The 21,054-nt window shown below is 65.1% G+C and carries 20 protein-coding genes; 10 read left to right on the top strand and 10 right to left on the bottom strand.

The genetic code is table 11. The features are described 5' to 3' along the window. Positions 1-141: 141 nt before the first annotated feature. A complete protein-coding gene (locus KJP29_RS01720) occupies positions 142-1,575 on the bottom strand; it encodes an FAD-linked oxidase C-terminal domain-containing protein (RefSeq protein WP_218461811.1) in 1,434 nt (477 codons plus the stop codon). A gap of 110 nt (positions 1,576-1,685) precedes the next feature. Here KJP29_RS01720 and KJP29_RS01715 point away from each other — a divergent pair, with 110 nt between their 5' ends. Beyond that, positions 1,686-2,096 (top strand): CopD family protein, encoded by a 411-nt coding sequence (locus KJP29_RS01715; RefSeq protein WP_218461810.1) that lies wholly within the window; start codon positions 1,686-1,688, stop codon positions 2,094-2,096. Next, complete coding sequence (locus tag KJP29_RS01710; RefSeq protein WP_218461809.1) at positions 2,096-2,806, top strand: DUF599 domain-containing protein; 711 nt, start codon at positions 2,096-2,098, stop codon at positions 2,804-2,806. The genes KJP29_RS01715 and KJP29_RS01710 overlap by 1 nt, the downstream gene beginning before the upstream one ends. On the opposite strand, the gene KJP29_RS01705 is transcribed toward KJP29_RS01710, so the two are convergent. From KJP29_RS01705 to KJP29_RS01685, 5 genes are all read right to left on the bottom strand, one after another. Further along, positions 2,803-3,582 (bottom strand): DUF6635 family protein, encoded by a 780-nt coding sequence (locus KJP29_RS01705; protein WP_218461808.1) that lies wholly within the window; start codon positions 3,580-3,582, stop codon positions 2,803-2,805. The two genes, KJP29_RS01710 and KJP29_RS01705, sit on opposite strands and share 4 nt — an antisense overlap. A gap of 131 nt (positions 3,583-3,713) precedes the next feature. Continuing rightward, positions 3,714-5,783 (bottom strand): hypothetical protein, encoded by a 2,070-nt coding sequence (locus tag KJP29_RS01700; protein ID WP_218461807.1) that lies wholly within the window; start codon positions 5,781-5,783, stop codon positions 3,714-3,716. Further along, on the bottom strand, positions 5,780-8,587 hold the full coding sequence (locus KJP29_RS01695; RefSeq protein WP_218461806.1) for a DUF4159 domain-containing protein: 2,808 nt from the start codon (positions 8,585-8,587) through the stop codon (positions 5,780-5,782). Before KJP29_RS01695 ends, KJP29_RS01700 begins: the two co-directional genes overlap by 4 nt. Then, on the bottom strand, positions 8,588-9,463 hold the full coding sequence (locus KJP29_RS01690; RefSeq protein WP_218461805.1) for a DUF58 domain-containing protein: 876 nt from the start codon (positions 9,461-9,463) through the stop codon (positions 8,588-8,590). Then, positions 9,460-10,467 (bottom strand): MoxR family ATPase, encoded by a 1,008-nt coding sequence (locus tag KJP29_RS01685; protein WP_218461804.1) that lies wholly within the window; start codon positions 10,465-10,467, stop codon positions 9,460-9,462. Before KJP29_RS01685 ends, KJP29_RS01690 begins: the two co-directional genes overlap by 4 nt. Before the next feature lie 58 nt (positions 10,468-10,525). On the opposite strand from KJP29_RS01685, the gene KJP29_RS01680 reads away from it, so the two are divergent. After that, on the top strand, positions 10,526-11,113 hold the full coding sequence (locus KJP29_RS01680) for a DUF1285 domain-containing protein (RefSeq protein ID WP_218461803.1): 588 nt from the start codon (positions 10,526-10,528) through the stop codon (positions 11,111-11,113). A gap of 9 nt (positions 11,114-11,122) precedes the next feature. Here the strand turns inward: KJP29_RS01680 and KJP29_RS01675 are convergent, their stop codons facing one another. After that, on the bottom strand, positions 11,123-11,881 hold the full coding sequence (locus KJP29_RS01675; RefSeq protein WP_218461802.1) for a sulfite exporter TauE/SafE family protein: 759 nt from the start codon (positions 11,879-11,881) through the stop codon (positions 11,123-11,125). A 130-nt stretch (positions 11,882-12,011) separates the two neighbouring features. Then, positions 12,012-12,371: a metalloregulator ArsR/SmtB family transcription factor gene (locus tag KJP29_RS01670; RefSeq protein ID WP_218461801.1), complete on the bottom strand. Its 360-nt coding sequence runs from the start codon at positions 12,369-12,371 to the stop codon at positions 12,012-12,014. A gap of 232 nt (positions 12,372-12,603) precedes the next feature. Here KJP29_RS01670 and KJP29_RS01665 point away from each other — a divergent pair, with 232 nt between their 5' ends. The 5 genes from KJP29_RS01665 to KJP29_RS01645 all read left to right on the top strand — a co-directional run bounded on the left by KJP29_RS01665 (position 12,604) and on the right by KJP29_RS01645 (position 15,216). Further along, positions 12,604-12,954, top strand: a complete 351-nt coding sequence (locus KJP29_RS01665; protein WP_255553387.1) for an AtpZ/AtpI family protein — start codon at positions 12,604-12,606, stop codon at positions 12,952-12,954. Continuing rightward, positions 12,944-13,708 carry a F0F1 ATP synthase subunit A gene (locus KJP29_RS01660; RefSeq protein WP_218461799.1) on the top strand — a complete coding sequence of 255 codons (765 nt, stop codon included), beginning with the start codon at positions 12,944-12,946 and terminating at the stop codon, positions 13,706-13,708. Before KJP29_RS01665 ends, KJP29_RS01660 begins: the two co-directional genes overlap by 11 nt. A gap of 62 nt (positions 13,709-13,770) precedes the next feature. Continuing rightward, positions 13,771-14,007 (top strand): F0F1 ATP synthase subunit C, encoded by a 237-nt coding sequence (locus tag KJP29_RS01655; protein ID WP_085526666.1) that lies wholly within the window; start codon positions 13,771-13,773, stop codon positions 14,005-14,007. Positions 14,008-14,081: 74 nt separating this feature from the next. Continuing rightward, positions 14,082-14,654 carry a F0F1 ATP synthase subunit B' gene (locus KJP29_RS01650; RefSeq protein ID WP_218461798.1) on the top strand — a complete coding sequence of 191 codons (573 nt, stop codon included), beginning with the start codon at positions 14,082-14,084 and terminating at the stop codon, positions 14,652-14,654. Positions 14,655-14,658: 4 nt separating this feature from the next. After that, on the top strand, positions 14,659-15,216 hold the full coding sequence (locus KJP29_RS01645) for a F0F1 ATP synthase subunit B (RefSeq protein ID WP_218461797.1): 558 nt from the start codon (positions 14,659-14,661) through the stop codon (positions 15,214-15,216). A 200-nt stretch (positions 15,217-15,416) separates the two neighbouring features. Here KJP29_RS01645 and KJP29_RS01640 read toward each other — a convergent pair whose 3' ends face one another. Together KJP29_RS01640 and KJP29_RS01635 are read right to left on the bottom strand one after the other, a co-directional pair. Next, the gene (locus KJP29_RS01640) at positions 15,417-15,971 is read right to left on the bottom strand and encodes a hypothetical protein (RefSeq protein WP_255553386.1); all 555 of its coding nucleotides are present in this window, start codon (positions 15,969-15,971) and stop codon (positions 15,417-15,419) included. After that, complete coding sequence (locus tag KJP29_RS01635; protein WP_255553396.1) at positions 15,964-16,674, bottom strand: response regulator transcription factor; 711 nt, start codon at positions 16,672-16,674, stop codon at positions 15,964-15,966. The genes KJP29_RS01640 and KJP29_RS01635 overlap by 8 nt, the downstream gene beginning before the upstream one ends. 934 nt (positions 16,675-17,608) lie before the next feature. Between KJP29_RS01635 and KJP29_RS01630 the strand changes: the two genes are divergently transcribed. Next, positions 17,609-18,622 (top strand): hypothetical protein, encoded by a 1,014-nt coding sequence (locus KJP29_RS01630; RefSeq protein ID WP_218461795.1) that lies wholly within the window; start codon positions 17,609-17,611, stop codon positions 18,620-18,622. Between the two features lie 245 nt (positions 18,623-18,867). Next, positions 18,868-21,045 (top strand): hypothetical protein, encoded by a 2,178-nt coding sequence (locus tag KJP29_RS01625; RefSeq protein ID WP_218461794.1) that lies wholly within the window; start codon positions 18,868-18,870, stop codon positions 21,043-21,045. The last annotated feature ends 9 nt before the right edge of the window (positions 21,046-21,054 follow it).

Here is a 21,054-nt window from a genome sequence, read left to right as displayed (position 1 = left end):
CCCCCCCCCCCCCCCCCCCCCCCCCCCCCCCCCCCCCCCCCCCCCCCCCCCCCCCCCCCCCCCCCCCCCCCCCCCCCCCCCCCCCCCCCCCCCCCCCCCCCCCCCCCCCGGTCGCCTGTCGCACAGGCGACAGGCGAAACCTCATGCCTCGCGCCGTCCTGCCGATGCCCCCAAGGGAAACACCTTGGCCGGGTTCAGAATCCACGCCGGATCGAACACATCCTTCACCGCCATCTGCACCTCTAGATCGTCGGGCGCATATTGCACGTCCATCAGGTCACGCTTCTCGATGCCCACGCCATGCTCCCCGGTCAGACAACCGCCCACCTCGACGCAGAGCTTCAGGATATCCGCCCCCATCGCTTCGGCCTTGGCCAGATCGCCGTCCTTGTTGGCATCGTAGATGATCAGCGGGTGCATGTTCCCGTCGCCCGCGTGAAACACATTGCCCACCCCCAGCCCGTAGGTCTCGGACAGTTCCCCGATCCGGCGCAGAACATGGGGCAGCTCGCTCACCGGAATGGTGCCATCGAGGCAGATGTAGTCGCCCTTCTGCCCCATCGCGCCAAACGCCGACTTCCGTCCGAGCCAGATCAGCCGGCTTTCCTCTGCGCTGGCGCTTTCGCGGATTTCGACGGGATCATGGGTGCGGGCGATGGCGATGATCCGCGACAACTGGTCGGCGATTTCCGCCTCGCTGCCTTCGACCTCAATGATCAGAAGCGCCTCGCAGTCGGGATAGCCCGCGCCCGTGAAGGCTTCCGTCGCCTCGATACAGGGCCGGTCCATGAACTCGATGGCGACCGGCACGATCCCCGACTTGATGATGTCGGACACACAGGCCCCGGCGACCACGTTGGACGAAAACCCGACCAGCACCGGACGCGCGCCCTCGGGCTTGGCGAGGATGCGCAGCGTCGCCTCGGTCACCACGCCCAATTGCCCTTCGGAGCCGCAGACCAGCCCCAGAAGGTCGAGCCCCTCGGCATCCAGATGCGCGCCGCCGATCTCGATCACCTCGCCGTCGGCCATCACCATCGTCACGCCCAGAAGGTTGTTCGTCGTAACCCCGTATTTCAGGCAATGCGCGCCCCCGGAATTCATCGCGATGTTGCCCGCGATGGCGCAGGCGAGCTGGCTCGACGGGTCCGGCGCATAAAAGAACCCGTCCGCCTCCACCGCCCCGGTCACGGCGAGGTTCGTGCGCCCGGACTGCACCCGGATGAAGCGGTTCGGATAATCGACCTCCAGAACCTCGGTCAGCCGCATTACGCCCAGCACCACGCTGTCCGCCGTGGGCAGAGCGCCGCCGGCCAGGGACGTGCCCGAGCCGCGCGGCACGACGGGAACCCCTTCCTCGTGGCAGATGCGCATCACCGCGGCCACCTCTTCGGTCGAGGCCGGCAGCACCGCGCAGAGCGGCGGACAGCGATAGGCCGACAGCGCGTCGCATTCATAGGCCTTGAGTTCGATCCCGTCCTCGATCACGGCGTCCCCGGGCAGGACCTCATGCAGCCGCGCGACGATCCGCGACCGTTTCGCCAGGATGTTTTCGCTGGGTTCCGGCATCTGCATGGCAAAGTCCTCCCGAATGCCAATCTCCTATCGGGCGCACCGCCGGATTTCCAGTCCAAACGCCCGACGACCCTCTTGCGGCCCCATGCCTTTCCGGTTCATCTGGCCCCATGATCTGGGTCAAAGTCATACATATTCTCTGCGTGATGGGCTGGATGACATCCATCTTCGCCGTGCCGCGCGCGATCATCTACTGGAAACGCGACTGGGACCGGCACACGGCCCAGGGTCCGATCGGCGATCTGACCCACCGGCTCTATCGGTTTTCCGCCGGGCTTGGCGTCATCGCCGCGATCACGGGCCTCTGGATGGCCTGGGACCTGGGCTTTCCCGGCTGGGTCTGGCTGAAGCTGAGCCTCGTCGTCCTGCTCGCCGCGCATTACGTCTGGACCGGACGGCTCGTCATCCGGGCCCAGCGCGGCCATTTCACCGACACCGACCGCTTCCTGCGCATCTTCAACGAAATCTCCGTCCTCGTGGTGATCGCGATCCTCTGGGCGGTGGTGGCCAAGCCCTTCTGATGCTCGCCGAGGCCGCCTCCGACGTGCTGGCAGGCTTCACCTGGCTCGATGCGCTCGCCGTGGCGCTGATCCTTCTGGCCTGGGTCGGAATCCGCTGGCTGATCGAGCACTCGCCCGACCATCGCCCCTCGATGGGCCGGGTGATGAAAGACTATCGCCGCGAATGGATGACGCAATTCGTCACCCGCAGCCCGCGTATCTTCGATGCCACGGTGCTCTCCTCACTGCGTCAGGGCACCACCTTCTTCGCGTCGGCCTGCATGATCGCGATCGGCTCGGGCCTTGCACTTCTGGGCAACACGGACCGACTGGATACCGTGGCCGAAGACCTGATCGCCGCCGAGGCGCCCCAGATCGTCTGGGAGATCAAGATTCTCTTCGTCCTCGTCTTCGTGACCTCGGGCTTTCTCGCCTTCGTCTGGTCGCATCGGCTTTTCGGCTACAATGCCATCGTCATGGCGAGCGTGCCAAACGACCCGAACGATCCGAGGGCGCTGCCCCGCGCTGCCAAGGCGGCCGAGATCAACATCAACGCCGCCCGCAGCTACAACCGCGGCCTGCGCGCGGTCTACTTTGCCATGGCAGCCCTTGCATGGCTGTTGGGCCCCGTCGCACTCATGATCGCGACCGCCATCACCTTCGTCGTGCTCTGGCGGCGCGAGTTCCGGTCCAATTCCCGCGCGGCGCTGATCGCGGATGACCTGAGCTAGCGCAGGCTCCGCCAGAGCGTCAGCGCGAGATCAGACAGGTCCCCGGCCCGCGCCGCGAGGTGTTCACGCGCCAGTCCCGCTCCGGCCTCCGCCCGTGCGATACGCGCCATGAGCCGCCCGATCCGCCGCCGATGGGTGCCCGTCGCCACCTGCACCGGATCCGCGATCACACCCGCGAAGGTCGTGACAAGGCTCGCCCCGACCGCCAGCACCAGCGCAGTTCCCGCCACCTGCCAGAACCCAAGGCTCACGGGGAAAAGCGCATACCACCCGCGCCCGAGCCATGGCCCCAGCGGAAACCGGTCGACCGCCTGCCCATAGGCCCGCGCCTCGGCCAGAGGTCCGGCGAGCGAGATCACGCCCGGTGTCACGGCGTGAAAAAACACGAGGCCCAGCGCGACCAGAACGATCATCGTGGTGATCTCGGCCACGGCAGAACGCACGCCGACGTAATCCGCGACGGCCCGGCGCACGACGGCTGGATCCGCCTCCGGCATCTGCCGGGCCAGAAAGGCCTCGACCTTGTCCCCCACCGCCCGTGCCACCGCCGTTTCCAGGATCACCCGCCGCGACCCGAGCCAGACAGCGTGCCTCGGGAACCGCAGAAGTCGGGCGAGCCCTGCGAGCAGTTTCACGATCAGGAAGACCGGCGCCAGCAAGAGGTTCGCCGGCGCGCGCAACAAGTCCCAGCCGAAGGCGGCACGATGCAGCCGCAGCGTGCCACGAACCCCGAAGACCTCGCGCACGAAAGTCGCTATTTCCCGGTGACGATCCAAAAGCTCCGCCCTCCGCCTTTTGGACGTCTAGGTAAGCGCGCTAACCGCGCCCACCAAGGTCCTGAACGTCATGGGTTCATGAAAATCGCTGCGGGTCGCGCGCAAGAGCGCCGTTTCCGGCAAAACGCCCCTCAGGCCTTCCGCGCCCGGCGCCCGCGCCCCTCGGCGAGCCAGGCCGCCACCGCGAGCCCCGCCGCCAGGAGGAGCATCAGCCAAGGCGGCGCGAGCGGCACGATGCGGATGTCTTCGACCACATAGGCCCCGCGCGGTGTGAAGCCGATCCAGCCGCGCCCGGCCGCAGCTCGGCCTTCGTTCACGGCGCGAAGCTGCGGCGCGCCATCCTCGACCGCGAGAACGCCACCGCGCATCGGGGCCATCACCGGCTCAACCAGATCGCCGGTCGCAATGGTCTCCTCGAACTCTTTGGGCGACGCCGGGCCCACGGCCACGACGGCCGTCTGGTCGCCCTCGGCCAGACGGAAAAGCCCGATCTCGCCACTCGCAAAGGTGCTCTGATAAAGCCCCGGCGCGACCTCCTCCATCGGCAGGACTTCTTCGGTGCCGTCGGGCCGGGTCACGGTCAGCTCCTTGGCACCCTCGGCCATGGTCCGGCGCGTCACGGTCACTTCGCCGCCCGACGATTGCGCGGTCAGCGCCTCTTCCTCGAGTTCCGGCTCCTTCATCATCCAGTGCGCGAGCCGCTTCAGTAGCTCGAGTTGCGGTCCCCCGCCCTCGAACCCGCGGCTCCAGAGCCAGGCGTGGTCGGAGGCCAGAAGCGCGACGCGCCCCTCGCCCACCCGGTCAAGCGTCAGCAATGGCCGCCCATCGGCGCCGCACATCACCGTATTGCCCGAGGTCTCGTCCAGCTCGATAAGCCGCATCCATCGGCCCCAGCCACCTTCCGGCGCGAAATCGGCAAGCCCGCGTGTCACCGGATGACGCTGGCCAAGGTCTGTGACCTCGGGCGAATAGGCTTCGTTCAGGACGCGCGCCGTCGGCTCGCCGGGCAGGATCGCCCCCAGCGGCGAACGGGCGAGGCTCTGCGCCCCGGCCAGGTCGGGACCGGCGGCGACCAGCACCGCACCACCCGCTTCGACATAGTTGCGCACGCTCATGAGATAGCTCGCAGGCAAAATACCCCGGAGCTTGTAGCGGTCGAAGATGATCAGATCGAACTCGTCGATCTTCTCCATGAACAGTTCCTGCGTCGGAAAGGCGATGAGGGACAGTTCGCTCACCGGCACGCCGTCCTGTTTTTCCGGCGGGCGCAGGATGGTGAAGTGGACCAGATCGACCGAACTGTCTGACTTGAGCAGGTTGCGCCAGGTCCGCGTGCCGGGATGCGGCTCGCCGCTGACCAGAAGCACCCTGAGCCGGTCACGCACACCGTTCATGGTGACGACGGCAGCGTTGTTGCGGTCAGTCAGTTCTCCCTCGGCCGTGGGCGTGGTGAACTGGATCACGTTCTGCCCGCCGTGCGTCAGGGTGACGGGCAGGATCAGCTCCTCGTTGACCGGCACCTGATAGACCTCGGGCTCCGCCCCGTCGATGGACACCGCCAGATCGACGAGTGTCGTGCCGGGTGCCGCGCCTTCGTCGTCGATGCGCAGGCGAATGTCCTGTTCCTCGTCCAGAATGGCGAAGGCCGGGGCGTTCACCACCTGCAACCGACGGTCCCAGTCGTCCTCGCGCCCGGTCATGAGAAGATGCAGCGGCGCGGGCAGGTCTGGCGCGGCCTCGAGATCGTGAAGCCGCCCGTCCGAGATCAGCACCGCCCCGGCCACCCGGTCGCGCGGCACTTCCGCCAGCGCCTCGGCAAGCGTCGTCATGAGGAGCGAGCCGCGGTTGTCCTCGCCGTCGCCCATGCGGGTGATGCGAAGTTCGAGCCCCTCGACCCCGGCCACTCGGGCCTGAAGGTCCGCGAGCGCCTCTTCCGACTGGACGCGACGGTCCGACAGGCCTTGGGACGCGCTGTCGTCCACCACGGCGATGAGGATATCCCCTTCCGGAGCGCGTTCTTCCATCTGGAGCGACGGCCCCGCCAGGGCAAGCAGAAGCGCGGCCGCGCCGAGCACCCTGAGCGCCCAGCCCTTGAGCCCGCGCCAGAGCGCGAAGGCCAGAAGCAGCGCCATCGCCACCCCAGCCGCGATCAGCAGGGGCCAGGCGAAAGCCGGATTGAAGATGATGGAGGAGGCGTTCAATTTCCCAGCCTTTCCAGAAGCGCGGGCACATGGACCTGGTCGCTTTTGTAGTTGCCGGTGAGCACATGCATCACAAGGTTCACCCCGAAGCGATAGGCCAGCTCACGCTGCCGTTCCCCGGCAAAGCCGCGCCCGACCGGGAACATCGGTGCCCCGGTTTCGGTGATCGCCCAGGCCCCGGCCCAGTCGTTGCCGCCGATGAGCACCGGGGTAACCCCGTCATTAAGGTTGCGAAACGGCATCCCCTCGGCACGCTCGGCATCGGCCGGCGCGCTTTCGACCCAGACCGCCTGTCCCGCATACCGCCCCGGGAAATCGGCGAGCAGATAGAAGGTTCGCGTCAGAACGTGGTCCTCCGGCACCGGCTCCAGCGGCGGAATATCGAGCGGGCGCGCCAGCATCCGAAGCCGCTGGCTCTCGGGCGTCGAGGACGAGCCAAAGCCCGCCACGTCGCCGTCCTTCGTGTCGAAGACGATCATCCCTCCGCCACGGAGATAGGCGTTGAGCTTCCCGTAAGCCTCGTCCGACGGAGCGGGCTGGTTGGCGGTCACTGGCCAGTAAAGCAGCGGATAGACCGCAAGTTCGTCGCGTTCGATATCGACGCCGGTCGGGTCCACGGGTTCCACGCTCGTGCGGGTGAAGAGCTGCTGCGACAGGCCCAGAAGCCCCGCCTCGCTCACCCGGTCGATCTGCGCGTCGCCGGTCACGACATAGGCGAGCGACACCTCTCCTGCCGCGTCGATGAGTTCCGCGAGGGCCGCGTCGCTCGTCGCGTCGGAAGGGGCCTCTTGCGCGCGGGCGCTTCCCGGAAGAGACAGCGCCATAGCGACAAGGATCACCGCCACCGTCGTCACGCCGCGCGCGCGCCCGCCGCCGCGCGACAGCCGCCCGCTGAGGAAGAGCGAGGCGATCACGTCGATGGCGAGAAAGCCGAGTGCGGCAAGCAGGAGCCAGCCTGAGAGGTCGGTTTCCTGCCGCTCGCCCTCCCATTCGGGCACCACCTGGGCGGGCCAGACGGCGGGCGACAGCACGCTGTCCTCGGTCACCACGTTGACTGCGACGCGGCGATCTTCGGCGCCATAAAGGCCCGGTGGAAGGTCGGGACCGATCCCCTCGACCAGCCGTTCACCGGGCACCCCGGGGCGCTCGCCCGCATCCGCGAGCGCGCCGAATCCGTCGAGCAGAATCTCCGGCACCCAAGTGCTGCCGGCCAGTTCCCCCACATCCGGCGTCCCGGTTCGGGTCGATACGGCGAGCCGTTCGAGCATCTGCACGAAAAGCCCGGACAGGGGCAGCGTCGACCATTCCGCATTGGCCGACACATGGATCAGCACCACCTGCCCGTCGCCCGATTCCTTGCGCGTGACCAGCGGTGTCCCATCGGCGAGTTCCGCGATGGTGCGCTCGGCCAGAAGCGGGCCGGGCTCGGCCAGAACCTGGCTCGTCACCTGCACGTCCTCGGGCACGGCGAGACCGTAGAAGGGAGAGGATTCCTTGAAGGGGGCCAAACCCTGCGGCTCGCCCCAGGACATCGCGCCACCGACGTCACGCCCGCCCACGCGCAGGCGCACGGGAAGAAGCGCGTCCTCTTCGCCGCGCCCGGTGTCGGCAGCGGCAAGACGCGGACCGGCAAAACGCAGAAGGAGCCCGCCCTCGGCCACCCAGATCTCGATCGCCGCGCGGTCGTTGGGGGCGAGCGCCGCGACATCGGCCAGAATGATGACGTCCGGCGAGGCCTGCACGAGATCACCGATCGAGCCTTCCATCACGTCCGCCGTCGGCACAAGCGCCTCGCGCAGGTAGTGGAGCGGCGAGAGCAGTTCGAGCGCCTCTTCGCTGTCGCCGCCGATCAGCGCGACCTTGCGGCGGCGCAAGGAATCGTCGGCGAGAGTGACGGCACCGGCGCTGCGCACGCCTTCGATCTGAAAGCGCGTGATGCGGTTGCGCAGTTCAGGCGGCAGCGACACCTCGACCTCGGCCTCGGTCGCACCGGCGGCGAAAGCGAGCGTGGCCCGGGCCAGTTCGCGTTCGATCCCGGCGGGGTCCGGCCCCTGCCCGGTCACGACGATGTCCTGCGGTGCCTCGGCGGTCGAACGGGTGGCAACCAGCGTCACGTTGCCGTCCTCGATTCGGCCCGGGCGCAGGCCAAGGCGCGGGGCGGGCGGCTGCATCACCGTGAGTGCGCCACGCGCGTCGAAGGCGCGGGCAAGGTCGGCCCGGGAGCCACTGTCGAGTCCGTCAGAGAGCCAGAGCGTGTCGAACCCTTCGTCCACGCGCTCGAGCCAGGCGAGCGTCGCGGTGTGATCTGCCCCAAGTGGTTTGGGCAAGAGCCCCTCGAGCCGTGCGCGGGCGTCGGCAGCAGCGCGCAGCGGCAGCCCGCCCTCGGCCGGAACCTCGGCTGACGATACGAGTGCCACACGACGACCGGCCGCTCCAGCGGCATCGACCTGCCGCTTGGCTGCGTCGATCCGGGCGCGCCAGTCGGGCGCGGCGGCGAAGCTGTCGTCCACATAGACCAGAAGCGGACCGGAGCCCTCTTCCACCGGGTCGGGATTCAGGATGGGACCCGCGAAGCCAAGGATCATAGCGGCAACCGCGAGCATCCGCAGCAGCAGGAGCCACCAGGGCGTGCGGTCGGCCTCGCTGTCTTCGTCCTCGAGCCCAAGAAGCAACGCGACACCGGGAAAGGCTCGGCGGATCGGGGCGGGCGGGATCGCGCGCAGGATGATCCAGAGCACCGGCAGCGCCACCAGCGCGACCAGAAGCCAGGGGGTCAGGAAACCGATGGGACCCAGCGTGAACATCTAGCGTCGCCCCTCCAGGGCGGTGTGCAGCCACAGGAGCGCCGAGGCCGCGCTGTCGCCGGTGTGATGGGTGTGATAGCGCCAGCCGGTCAGCTCGGCCATGGCGGCGAGCTGTTCCTTGCGCCGGGCGAGCCGGGCCAGATAGCGCTCGCGCAGTTCGCCAGCCTTGCGGGTTTCGTATTCGACGGTGCCCCCGACCGAGTGAAAGACCGTCCGCCCGTCATAGGGAAAAGCCTCTTCCGCCGGGTCGAGCACCTGAAGAAGCACACCCTTGACGCCACGATCCGCCGCGGTGGCGAGCGCGGCTTCGACCGGGGCCGGATCGGTCAGGAAATCACTGACGAAGACCGCGCGGGAATAGCGCGGCAGAATGTTGGTGTCGGGCACGCCGTAGTCTTCCCCCCGCGCGGCGGTCAGATGGTCCGCGATCCGTCCCAACTGCATCTCGCCGCGCATCGGGCGCAGGCCCATGTCCGTCAGCCCCACCCGTTCACCCGCGGACACCAGCAGCACGCAGGCCGCCAGCGACAGAAGCGCCGCGCGGTCGGCTTTGGTGGGCAGGTTCCGGTCGGAGGAGAATTGCATCGACTGCGCCCGGTTGACCCAGAAGACGACCGATTGCGCCGCCTGCCATTCCTTTTCGGCAACGAAGTGCGTGTCGGACCGGGCCGAACGCCGCCAGTCGATCAGCCGCGCCGGATCGCCCGGCTGGGCCGCGCGATACTGCCAGAAGGCATCGCCCACGCCCGGACGCCGCCGCCCGTGTTCGCCAAGCGCCACGCCGCGCGCAAGCTGCGAGGCTTCGGCGAGGAGCGGCGGAAGCGGGGCCGCCAGCCCCTCGGCTCTCGGGCGCAGGGTGATCGGGGTCGAACTCAAGCCGCGGCCTCGTGCCGGGTCAGCCCCTCGACCACACCGTCGATGATCCCGCCAAGGCGCTCGCCCCGGGCCCGCGCCGCATAGGACAAGGCCATGCGGTGGATGAGCACGGGCTTGGCCAGCGCGATGACATCCTCGACCCCGGGCGCAAGCCTTCCATCCATCAACGCACGCGCCCGAGTCAAAAGCATGAGCGCCTGCGCGGCGCGCGGCCCGGGTCCCCAGGCAATAGCGTCCTGCACGGGCTTGGGCGCAGAGGGATCATCAGGGCGGCAGGCGCGGACCACGTCGAGGATCAGCTCGACGATGTTTTCGCCCACCGGCATCCGGCGCAGAAGCGCCTGCGCGGCGATGAGGTCTTCGGTGGTGAAGACGGCTTCGGCCTCGGCCTCTTCCGCGCCGGTGGTGGCGAGGATGATGTCGCGCTCGGCGTCGCGGTCCGGGTATTCCACGTCGACCTGAAGCAGGAAACGGTCGAGCTGCGCTTCGGGAAGCGGATAGGTGCCTTCCTGTTCCAGCGGGTTCTGGGTCGCGAGCACATGGAAGGGGCGTTCGAGTTTGTACTCCTGCCCCGCCACCGTGACCGCGCGTTCCTGCATCGCCTGAAGCAGCGCCGACTGGGTGCGCGGCGAGGCGCGGTTAATCTCGTCCGCAAGGAGTAGCTGGCAGAAGACCGGGCCGGGAATGAAGCGGAAGGCGCGGGTGCCGTCGGCGCCTTCTTCCAGCACTTCGGAGCCGAGAATGTCGGCGGGCATGAGGTCCGGCGTGAACTGGATCCGCCCGCCCCTGATTCCCATCACGGTCGACAGCGTCTCGACCAGACGGGTCTTGCCAAGCCCCGGGAGCCCGATCAAGAGCGCATGTCCGCCCGCCAGCATGGCCTGCATCACCTGATCCACGACCGTGGTCTGTCCGATGATGCGCCGCCCCACCATTTGGCGGGCCGCGTCGAGTTTCTGCCCGAGCGCTTCGATCTCGGCCACCAGATCCTCGGTCTTGTCCATGGAACGTCTCCTGTGAATAGTCGTTGGTCAGTAGAGACCGGAACCGGGTGAAGAACAAATGACAAAAACGACAAACACGGGTCAGGTGGGGATTTCTGCTGAAAGTCTTGCCGCTTCTGCCCGCGCCGCAGGCGCCAAGGGTGCGCCGCCTGTGGACAAATGGAACCCGCCCTTCTGCGGCGATCTCGATATGCACATCGCGCGGGACGGGACGTGGTTCTATCTGGGCACGCCCATCGGACGGCACGGGCTGGTGAAGCTCTTCTCCTCGATTCTGCGCAAGGACGGAGACGACTATTTCCTCGTCACCCCGGTCGAGAAAGTCGGGATCACGGTGGAGGACGCGCCCTTCGTCGCGGTGGATTTCGTGGCCGAGGATGGCGGGCTTCGCTTCGTCACCAATGTCGAGGACAGCGTGGTCGCGGGGCCGGACCATCCGATCCGGGTGGCGCGCGACCCCGAGACCGGCGAGCCTTCGCCCTATGTGCTGATCAGGCGCAATCTCGAGGCACTCATCGACCGCAAGAGTTTCTACCGGCTCGTGGATCTTGGCGAACATCGCGACCACGACGGCGACCGCTGGTTCGGCGTCGTGTCACAGGACACATTCTTTCCGATCATCCCGAGCGCGGAGCTCGAGGTCTGAGAGCTTCGATCAAGCAACGACCCGGATCGTGAAGATCACGGTCATCACGATGCCCACGAGCACCACGAAGGCGCGCAGCCGGTCGGTGCGCTTGATCTTCCGGCTCGCGCGGGCGCCGACGTAACCGCCAAGCGTGATCGCCACGGCGAGCGAAAGCGCCGGGCCCCAGGCGATGAGGTCGGCCATGACGAAGGCGGCCGCGGAGATCAGCGACAGCAAGGCGGAGAGCAGGTTCTTCAAGCCATTCATGCCGTGCAGGTTGACGTAACCGATCAGCCCGAAGGTGGCGAGCAGCATGATCCCGAGACCGCCGTTGAAATAGCCGCCATAGATCGACACGCCCAGCATCGCCGCCGCCGAGGCGACGGGCCCTGCCCCGCTGCCGCCTCTGGCGCGCAGACGGGCGACGAGCCGGGGACCGGCGGCGAAGAGCACGGTCGCGAGCGCGAGGAGCACCGGCACCGCCACGTCAAAGGCCGCACCCGGGGTAACGATCAGAAGCAGCGCGCCGATGATCGCGCCGATGACAGTGATCGCAAGGGTCGCAGGCAACCCGAGGGTGCCTTCGGCCTTGATGTCATCGCGAAAGGCAAAAGCGCTCGAGGCATAGCCCGGAAGCGCGGCGAGGGTTGCGGAGGCATTGGCCGCGATGGGCGGGACGCCGACATAGATCAGGGCCGGAAAGCTGATGAAGGTGCCGCCGCCAGCCACAGCATTGAGCAGGCCGGTCGCGAACCCCGCGACGGCAAGGATGAGTATGTCGAGCATTTAGTCCTTCCTTCCCAGCCTCTTGGCCCCAACCACTTGGCCCCAGCCTTTTGGACGGGGACAGCGGCGGGTGCAATCCGGGCGTGGTGGAAATCTGTCGAGTCCGGGGGGCTGGGCGGGACCGCCCCCGTCAGCGCGCGGTACCGTGCGCCTCGTCCGTCTCGGTCGGCTCGCCCAGAAGCGTCTCCAGATAACGCTCGAAGTCATCCAGATTGACGGGATCGAACTGGCCGAAACCCTGCATCCAGACAGACGGCGCTTTCAGCGCGGAGGGTTCGAGCTTGCACCATTTCACCCGCCCGCGTTTCTCCTGCGAGATAAGGCCGGCCCGGGTCAGGATGGTCAGGTGCTTGGACACCGCGGCGAGCGACATGTCGAAGGGTTCGGCCACGTCCGTCACTGCCATGTCATCCTCGAGCAGCATGGTCAGGATCGCGCGGCGCGTCGGGTCGGCAAGGGCCGCGAAGGAAAGCGAGAGCATGTCGTCCATGCCCATTCGCTAGAGCCGCACCACGATATCGTCAACCAGATGGTTGAATATAGGGAACGGGCAGGATTCCGGGTCGCGGACGCGAACCGCGCTGCTTCAGTCCGGCCAGCAGACTCACGAAAGAACGATATTTCAATGCGTTAGGACGCAATCAGGCAGCGCTAAACCGAGTTGACTCGGATGCCCTCAAACCTTAGCAAAGCGCCAACTCTTCATGCGGGGACGAAAGGCGTTGTCAGGACCACTGGACGATCTACCAAGTGACCGACTGAGCGCCCTTCAGGACCGGATCGACGCCCATAAGAAGGCGAGACCTGCGGACGACCTGCATCAGAAGAAAGACTACGCGCTCGCGAACCTCGCATGGCGCATGGTGATCGAACTCGTCGCCGGTCTCGGGATCGGCTTCGGCATGGGATACGGGCTGGACTGGTTCTTCGGAACGCTTCCCGTGTTCCTCGTGATATTCACGCTGCTGGGTCTGGCGGCAGGCATCAAGGTGATGCTGAACTCGGCCCGGGAGCTTGGGGAAAAACAGGCGGCGAAAGCTGCCGAGATGAAGGACGACGCTCGTGGCGACTGAAGCACATGGTGAAGAAACCGGCGGCCTGGTGTTCCACCCGCTTGACCAGTTCATCGTGAAACCTCTCTTCGGTGAGATCGGCGATCCCGTAGCCTGGTACACGATCACGAACGTGACGCTCTGGATGGCCCTCGCCGTCCTCGCCATCGTCGCGCTCTTCGTGTTCGGCACCCGTGGCCGCGGCATCGTGCCCTCGCGCACCCAGTCGATCGGCGAAATCCTCTACGGCTTCACCTACAAGATGGTCGAAGACGTGGCCGGCAAGGACGCGATCAAGTTCTTCCCCTACATCATGACGCTGTTCATGTTCATCCTCTTCGCCAACTACCTTGGCCTCTTGCCGATGTCCTTTGCGACCACCTCGCACATTGCAGTGACAGCGGTTCTGGCGCTTGCGGTGTTCCTGACCGTGACCATCGTCGGCTTCGTGAAGAACGGTACGAAATTCCTCGGTCTCTTCTGGGTGTCCTCCGCGCCGCTCGCACTGCGTCCGATCCTCGCCATCATCGAGCTGATTTCCTACTTCGTGCGCCCGGTGAGCCACTCCATTCGTCTGGGCGGCAACATCATGGCCGGTCACGCGGTGATGAAGGTTTTCGCGGGCTTCGCTGCCATCGCAGCGATCTCGCCCTTCGCGGTTCTGTCGATCACCGCCATCTACGGGCTCGAAATGCTCGTGGCCGGTGTCCAGGCCTATGTGTTCACGATCCTGACCTGCGTCTACCTGAAGGACGCGCTGCATCCGTCGCACTAAGTTACGGACAGGTTCGAACGATCTAACCCTAATCATCCAATTCCATCGTAAGGAGAAATCAAATGGAAGGCGATATCGCACAACTGGGTCAATTCATCGGCGCTGGCCTTGCCGGCATCGGTTCGGGCGCTGCCGCCATCGGCGTGGGCCACGTGGCTGGCAACTTCCTCGCCGGCGCGCTGCGCAACCCCTCGGCCGCTGGTGGCCAGACCGCGACGCTCTTCATCGGCATCGCGTTCGCGGAAGCTCTGGGGATCTTCTCGTTCCTCATCGCGCTTCTGCTGATGTTCGCCGTCTGATCCACCCGGATATTCCTTACGCGGGGCGGGGCCTTTGGGTCCCGCCCATGTAAACAAGGTTCCTGGAGGAAACGATGGCAACTGAAACCGAACACGCCGCCGGCGAAGCAGCAGCCGCTGCGGAAGTCGCGCTCGGCACGCCCCCCGAGGCGGCTGGCCCGGGCATGCCCCAGCTGGCGTTCGAGACCTTCTCGAACCAGATCTTCTGGCTCGTGGTCGCGCTGGTCATCATCTACTTCGTGATGTCGCGCATCGCACTGCCCCGCATCGCGGGCGTGCTGGCCGAACGTCAGGGCACGATCACGAACGATCTGGCCGCTGCCGAAGAGCTCAAGCAAAAAGCCGTGGATGCGGAAGAAGCCTACAAGAAGGCCCTCGCCGATGCACGGGCGGAGGCCGGCAAGATCGTCGCCGCCGCGAAGGCCGACATTCAGGCCGATCTCGATGCCGCACAGGCGAAGGCCGACGCCGAAATCGCCGCCAAGACCGGCGAGTCGGAAAAGGCGATTGCCGAAATCCGCGCCGGTGCCGTCGAAAGCGCGACCACCGTTGCAAAAGACGCCGCTGCCGAAATCCTGGCTTCCATGGGCTTTTCCGCCGATGCCAAAGCCGTCGATGCCGCCGTGGCAGATCAGATCAAGGGGTAAGAACATGAAAAAGCTTCTCACCCTCCTGCCTCTGGTCGCCGCGACCCCTGCCCTTGCGGCGACGGGTCCCTTCTTCAGCCTGCACAACACGAACTTCATCGTGCTGCTGGCCTTCATCCTTTTCGTGCTGGTCCTGATCTACTTCAAGGTGCCCGGCATGGTGGGCGGCCTGCTCGACAAACGGGCGGCCGGCATCCGTGCCGAACTGGACGAGGCCCGGGCGCTGCGTGAAGAGGCGCAGACGATCCTTGCCTCTTACGAGCGCAAGCAGAAGGAAGTGGCTGAACAGGCCGCCCAGATCGTCGAGCACGCGAAGACCGAAGCCGCGACGGCTGCCGAAGTGGCGAAAGAGGACCTGAAAGCCTCGATCGTGCGCCGTCTGGCTGCCGCCGAAGACCAGATCAAGTCGGCGGAAGCCGCCGCGATCCGCGAGGTCAAGGACAAGGCCGTCACCGTGGCGATCGCCGCCGCGAAAGACATCATCGCCAAGAACATCTCTGCGGCCGAGGGCAACAAGCTCATCGACGCGGCGATCGGCGACGTGGAAACCAAGCTCCACTAAGACTGCTTCGCCTCTGACCTGACTTGTCAGACGGAGGCGAAACATGCGCAACCAACGAATGTTGCGCACTTTTCGTGAAACGCGCTGACGCGGCGTTTCGCGAAACGTTCCAAGAGAGCTTGCACCATGGGACAGTGAACCCGGGCCATCGGCCCGGGTTTTTTTCTTGCGCGGAGGTTGTCCTGAAAAGCCGATCCCGATCAGGCGGGCAGATCGTAGTCCAAGATCACGGACCAGAGCGCCGCGTTCGCTGCGCGAATCTGGGACAGGACCTCGTCGAGTTCCTCGACGCTCTCGCGGCCAAGCGGTTTCTCCTGCCCGTATTTCAGGCCGGACTTCCGATCTGCGATCTTCATCTGGATCGACCGCATGATCCCCTGATTGGCGTCGAACGCATAAAGCGAATGGTTGAGCTGGTTGCGGATGCCTGACAGACGCTTCATGTCATGGGTCAGTTTCAGGATCCGGTCGATCGCCTCTTTCGGAAGCGGATTGCCCTCGCGCTTGGCCAGACGTTCGATCAGGTCGATCCGTGCCCGCGTCGTGTTCAACGTCAAGTGGATGATCGTTGCGGTTTCCTTAGCGCTCGGCCGGGCCGCGTCGAGCAGCCCGGCGAGCACATGGATGAGAAGACTTTCCGTGTTGGTCCAGGCGTAGTTGAGATACCCGATCCGGGTCAGCAGCCGGTCGAAGTCCGGGGGAACGCTGGGCAGCGCCGGTTCCGGGCCTCGAGGCGTCTGACTGGTGCTAGCCATGGAGTGTCTGATGATACCAGACCGCCGCTTCGGTCCGGTTGTTCACCCCCAGTTTCGCGATGATCCGGTGGATGTGCAGCTTCACCGTGTGGCAGGACACGTCCAGATCGCGGGCAATCACCTTGTTGGGCTGACCGGAGGCCACGAGTTTCAGGACCTCGGTTTCGCGCGGGGTGAGCTTGCGCTTCACCACGGCGGGCGTGTCGTCACTGTCCAGCGACTTTCGTGTAACCGCCGGAGGTTCTGCGACAGGCTCATCCGCCTGCGCCGCGTCGCTCGCCTGTTGCACGGGGCGCGATCCGGCCCGCATGGAGACGACGCGCGGCGGCGGTTCGGGCCGTGAGGGCGGTTCGGACTCTCCCTCGCCCGCCAGTGACTTCATGTAGAACGACGGCACATAGCGCGTCCCACAGTCGATCAGCCGGACGAGCTGGATCCACGATGCGAGGTTCAGGTTCATGGGAAGAACACTGACGTTCTCGTAAGACAGAATGTGTGAATTGTCGGCCAGCAGGGCCCGTGCGCTGTCGTCCGACCGAACGGCCACGGCAATCTGCACATCACGGGTCAGGGCCGCGTCGCGGTCGAGGAACTGCGCAAGGCGACCCACCTCCCGCTCGTCAACGATCAGCACCCTCTGGATCAGCCCTTCGTAGTCCTCGGTCTGCGAACGGATCAGATCCCACGTCGCCAGGTCGGGCATACGCACGGCCTGAACATCCTCGAACTCATTTTCTATCGTCCGCAACACGACGTCAGAAAACAATCGTCCTGTTCCGACGAAACAGAACAAGAAATTACCCCCCACAACCTTTCCTCCCTTAAACCCGGTGCGCAATGACACTGGAACTGACAAATCATTTACGACATTACCCAACGGAAATCGCATCTTAGCCCCCTCAAGCTTGCGCGTTCCACGGCCCACAAAAACGACCGAAATGTTATGAATGAGAGACCGGCAGCCGGTCGCCCGATAGTGCTATGTTGATTAGGTTAGCCTTAACACCCCGTGCAGCAACCTATCCACAATATGTACATCTCTTGGGCAACATTCGCATCAACTCTTTCAGGAAACCTCTAAGGGCCTGAGACCGCGTCTTTTATTTGGATGACTTTTTGATCCGCAGCGCGGCGTCCTAGCCAAAAGCACAGGGTAACGTCGCGACATTATTTGCATTTTGCAAAGCGAACGCGCAACCGCAAGTAGAACATCTGGCAAGAGCAGGTGATCTACACCCTTCGGACATGACCAAAGGGCAACGATTCGCGGGCTCGCCGAGCATTTCGGAGGGCGCCGGGATACGATTCGCGGATCATGCAGAAATTTCATGAACATTATCAGTATCTTACGGTGAAATTCGAGATTGATAATCCTAATTCCGGCTGTTTGAACGCCCTCCCCCGGCTCAGTCTGTTGCTTGTCGGCCAACGTGGTCGGCGCTTGCGACATCCGGTTACGCGGTAGTGATGTTGCGGTTCGACAGACCTCCGGGTCCCAAGAACCAGTGTGGATGCGCAGGCCTGAGGGGGGTTTCCCTCACACCGAACGGGGGAGACCCCAACACCGAAACCGGTTCGACGACCGTTTGCGAGATGAGTGACGGCGTCCGGACCACCTTAATCCAGGAGTACCTATTATGGGTGGAAGAAGCCGTAACAACCACAACAACTACAACCATCATCCGTCGAAAGGTGACGACAACGATCAGGAACAGACGCAAACCGAAGCCCAGGCCCAGCTTCAGGCTGAGCTTCAGGCCCAGCTTCAGGGTCAGGGCCAAGGCCAGCTTCAGGGCCAGGCGCAGTCGTCCGAGAGCCACAACGGCAACCTGAACGGCAACGGCAATGGCAACCTGAACGGGAATGGCAACGCCAACGGCAATGGCAACGGGAACCTCAACGGTAACGGCAATGCCAACGGCAACGGCAACCTCAATGCCAATGGCAACCTGAACGGCAATGCCAACCTGAACGGCAACATCAACGAAAACATCAACAAGTCGGAAACCGACGTGGACGTTGATGTCGACGTTGAAGTCGATCTCGATCTCGAAGGCTATGAGCCGGACGACAACGACGCGATCGATATTGATGACGCCGAAGTTGGCGACATCGTGTTTGCGGATGGCGACCTCAGCTATGATCCCGGCAACGAGATCAACCTGAACGACATTCTCGACGAAGCCCTCACCGGTGCCGGCAACGACTCGGGTCAGGTGTTCGCCCAGGCGAACAACAACTACGACAACGATTCGCTCGAAGACGTTTCGGTGAAGAACGACGCTTCGTTCTCGATCACCGGAACGGTGTCGGGCGGCGGCGCGGAAACCGGTGACGGGATCAGCGCGTCCGGTGCTGCGGCTGGCGGTGACGACGGCAAAGACTGGGGTCACGGTGGCCACAAATATGGCGGCGGTCGCGATGATGACGACGATGGTCTCGGCGGCTCGGTCGGCAACTGGGGTTCGGGCAACGGCGATGACGGCTATGCCGACGGTGCGGCCAGCGCCTCGGCGGATGCGGTCTTCGACGTGTCGGCATTCAACCAGGACATCGTGATGGGCGCGAACGTTCTGGGCAACACCGTGGACACCACGGTCGTCGGCGGCAACATGACGTCGACCTACACCATCGGTGACGACGAGATCTGATTTTAGACTCTCAAGTCATTGACCGCTCCGGCTTTCGGACCGCCCCACGTCCGCGGAGCGGCTTCTCTCCTCCCCTCGACCCAAGGGGGAGGAGAGACCCCACTTTTTAGGTAGCGCCAGCCCCAGGTCCCGCCGCGCGGCCGGCTGTTGGAATTAACCAGGCGGGAATTAGTACCGCCTGCCGCATGTGCCATGACCCCTCGTCCATGTATGCGCACCACGGGCGGCCTTAGAGGACAGGGACCATGCTTGACCGCCATACCGAGATCATCGCGCACTTTATCGGAGCCTTTCAGCAGGACATCGAACAAGCCATCCTGCGCCTGCAATACGACGAGCTCCGCGCCCTGAAGGCCAAGATCGAGGAGGCGAACGCGCTTCTGGACGTGAATATCTCGGTCCGTTCGGAAATGACGCTCGATCCCTTCGATCCCGGCGTCTTCTATCAGGGGCCCGCCGATTTCATGGCGGCGCCGAGCGCGCCCTTCCGGGTGTCACCCGATATTCCTAACGCGAAACTATTGGGTCCCCATGCGCCCGCCCCGGAGTTCGACTTCGATGACGCCGGCCGCACGATTCATTTCAAACCCATGCCCTTCGAGATCATGCCTCCGGGCGCGTGGTTCGCGCTTCTCCACCAGACGAACTGGAACTTCGACAACGACTGGCTGATGCAGCGCCCGTTCGAGCTGAGCGACGAGATCCTCGCCGGGCGGTCGGACGCGGCACTTGGCGCCGACTTCGTGACTTTGGCCAAGGTGGCCGATGCGCTGTCGATTCTGGGGGTCGACTTCAGCCACAAGAACGCACTTCTCGACGGCGCCGAGAGCGGCGCACTTCTCGAGCGGGTTCTCGACGCGCTTGCTGACCGAGAGGCGGGCGTCGGCGTGCAACCGGGAGCGCAGGTTCACATGCTTCATGCCGGGACCGCCATCGGCACGCCGATGACCGGGATCATCGGCGACGGGGGTCCGGTGCTCATGGACGGGGTGGCGATGGCCGAGGTGCCTGACACGCTGGTCCTGCGGCTCGACGCCCGGATCGCGGAAGAGAAAGTGCTGGACCAGCACCAGCCGGGCTATGTTCCCCACGACAGCGAAGAAGGGGAAGAGGAGCCGGAAGACGATGGCTTCGGAGATGCCGCCACCGCAGCAGGCGAAACGCTCGACGTCTTGGTCCACCTGGAACCCGGCGACAGCGCCGGCGCGACCTCGGGGGTGGGCGGACTGGTCCAGACCATCGCGACAGGCGAGAACCTCCTGCTCAACGAGTTCTTCCTGACCCATGTCTCGGTCGATGCGAGCAAGTTCATCGTGGGCGGCGAGGCGCGCGAGCTGACCATCGTCGAACAGATCAACATCCTTGCCGACCGCGACCACATCATCGGCGAGCCGGAGGCGCTCCACGGCGCGGGGTCCTCGACGGCGCACAACGTGGTCACGATGGAATGGCTGGACAATGCCGCGAGCGGGCCGACCTTTCCGGTGCCCGCCTCGCACGAAGGGATGCCGGCCTCCTACGCGGTGGCCAACATCGCGGGCGATCTCGTCTATTCCTCGACGACGGTCCAGATCAACCTGATGACCGACAACGACATGATCACCTTCGAGACGGTGTTCCACAACTTCGCCGTCACAATGGGCGACAACGTGCTGTCCAACGCCGCGGTCCTGCAAGGCTTCCAGCACGGTTACGACATGATCGTCGTGGGTGGAGACATGGTTACCATCGCGTCGATCCAGCAGATGAACCTGCTCTTCGACAACGACCTCGTCGCCATGGCGCCGGGCACTGGGGGCAACCTGCATACCTCGGGCAACCTTCTCTGGAACGAAGCCAACATCAGCCGGTCCGGGGTCGATCACGCCGTCGATATGTCCGAGACCGGGCAATCGGCGCTCGACGGGCTGGCCTCCGGCAATTTCAATCCCTTCGTTTTCGATCAGGACGACACGTTCCAGGATTTCTACGTCCCGACGATCCTGACCATCGGCGGGGATTTCATCAGCCAGCAGAGCCTCGTCCAGATCAACATGCTGACCGACGCCGACACGATCCAGATCTTCGCGAGCATACTGGATGCGCTCGGCTTCGGTCGGATCGACGTTTCCACCGGGGACAACGTGCTCGCCAATATCGCGAACCTGACCTTCCACGGCCTGGACAGCGACGTCATGGCGCAGAACGGCGTCTACTCCGACGCGGTGATCTATCAGGCCGGGATGATCGACCACGACGGCGACATGTTCGACCTCGACTTCGGCGACGGCGGTCTCGGAGGGCTCGCCTCGGAGGCGGTCGCCTTCCTCGCGGACGGACTGCTGAACGATCGCGACGACGACGGGCAGGATTGCGGCTACGGCGGCGACGGTGCCGGAGGCGGCTCGGGCACCTTCGATGCCCTGAGCACCATGGTGGCATGACGATTGGGT

The organism is Maritimibacter sp. DP1N21-5 (genome assembly GCF_019218295.1).
Taxonomy (GTDB): domain Bacteria; phylum Pseudomonadota; class Alphaproteobacteria; order Rhodobacterales; family Rhodobacteraceae; genus Maritimibacter.
The sequence above is the reverse complement of the archived record's forward strand: the minus strand, read 5'-3'. Positions and strand labels throughout refer to the sequence as shown.

Coding starts and splice junctions, on each gene's coding strand:
- KJP29_RS01720 (WP_218461811.1), bottom strand. CDS start 1,575: ATGCAGATGCCGGAACCCAGCGAAAACATCCTGGCGAAACGGTCGCGG.
- KJP29_RS01715 (WP_218461810.1), top strand. CDS start 1,686: ATGATCTGGGTCAAAGTCATACATATTCTCTGCGTGATGGGCTGGATG.
- KJP29_RS01710 (WP_218461809.1), top strand. CDS start 2,096: ATGCTCGCCGAGGCCGCCTCCGACGTGCTGGCAGGCTTCACCTGGCTC.
- KJP29_RS01695 (WP_218461806.1), bottom strand. CDS start 8,587: ATGTTCACGCTGGGTCCCATCGGTTTCCTGACCCCCTGGCTTCTGGTC.
- KJP29_RS01685 (WP_218461804.1), bottom strand. CDS start 10,467: ATGGACAAGACCGAGGATCTGGTGGCCGAGATCGAAGCGCTCGGGCAG.
- KJP29_RS01680 (WP_218461803.1), top strand. CDS start 10,526: ATGACAAAAACGACAAACACGGGTCAGGTGGGGATTTCTGCTGAAAGT.
- KJP29_RS01675 (WP_218461802.1), bottom strand. CDS start 11,881: ATGCTCGACATACTCATCCTTGCCGTCGCGGGGTTCGCGACCGGCCTG.
- KJP29_RS01670 (WP_218461801.1), bottom strand. CDS start 12,371: ATGGACGACATGCTCTCGCTTTCCTTCGCGGCCCTTGCCGACCCGACG.
- KJP29_RS01655 (WP_085526666.1), top strand. CDS start 13,771: ATGGAAGGCGATATCGCACAACTGGGTCAATTCATCGGCGCTGGCCTT.
- KJP29_RS01650 (WP_218461798.1), top strand. CDS start 14,082: ATGGCAACTGAAACCGAACACGCCGCCGGCGAAGCAGCAGCCGCTGCG.
- KJP29_RS01645 (WP_218461797.1), top strand. CDS start 14,659: ATGAAAAAGCTTCTCACCCTCCTGCCTCTGGTCGCCGCGACCCCTGCC.
- KJP29_RS01640 (WP_255553386.1), bottom strand. CDS start 15,971: ATGGCTAGCACCAGTCAGACGCCTCGAGGCCCGGAACCGGCGCTGCCC.
- KJP29_RS01635 (WP_255553396.1), bottom strand. CDS start 16,674: ATGCCCGACCTGGCGACGTGGGATCTGATCCGTTCGCAGACCGAGGAC.
- KJP29_RS01630 (WP_218461795.1), top strand. CDS start 17,609: ATGGGTGGAAGAAGCCGTAACAACCACAACAACTACAACCATCATCCG.
- KJP29_RS01625 (WP_218461794.1), top strand. CDS start 18,868: ATGCTTGACCGCCATACCGAGATCATCGCGCACTTTATCGGAGCCTTT.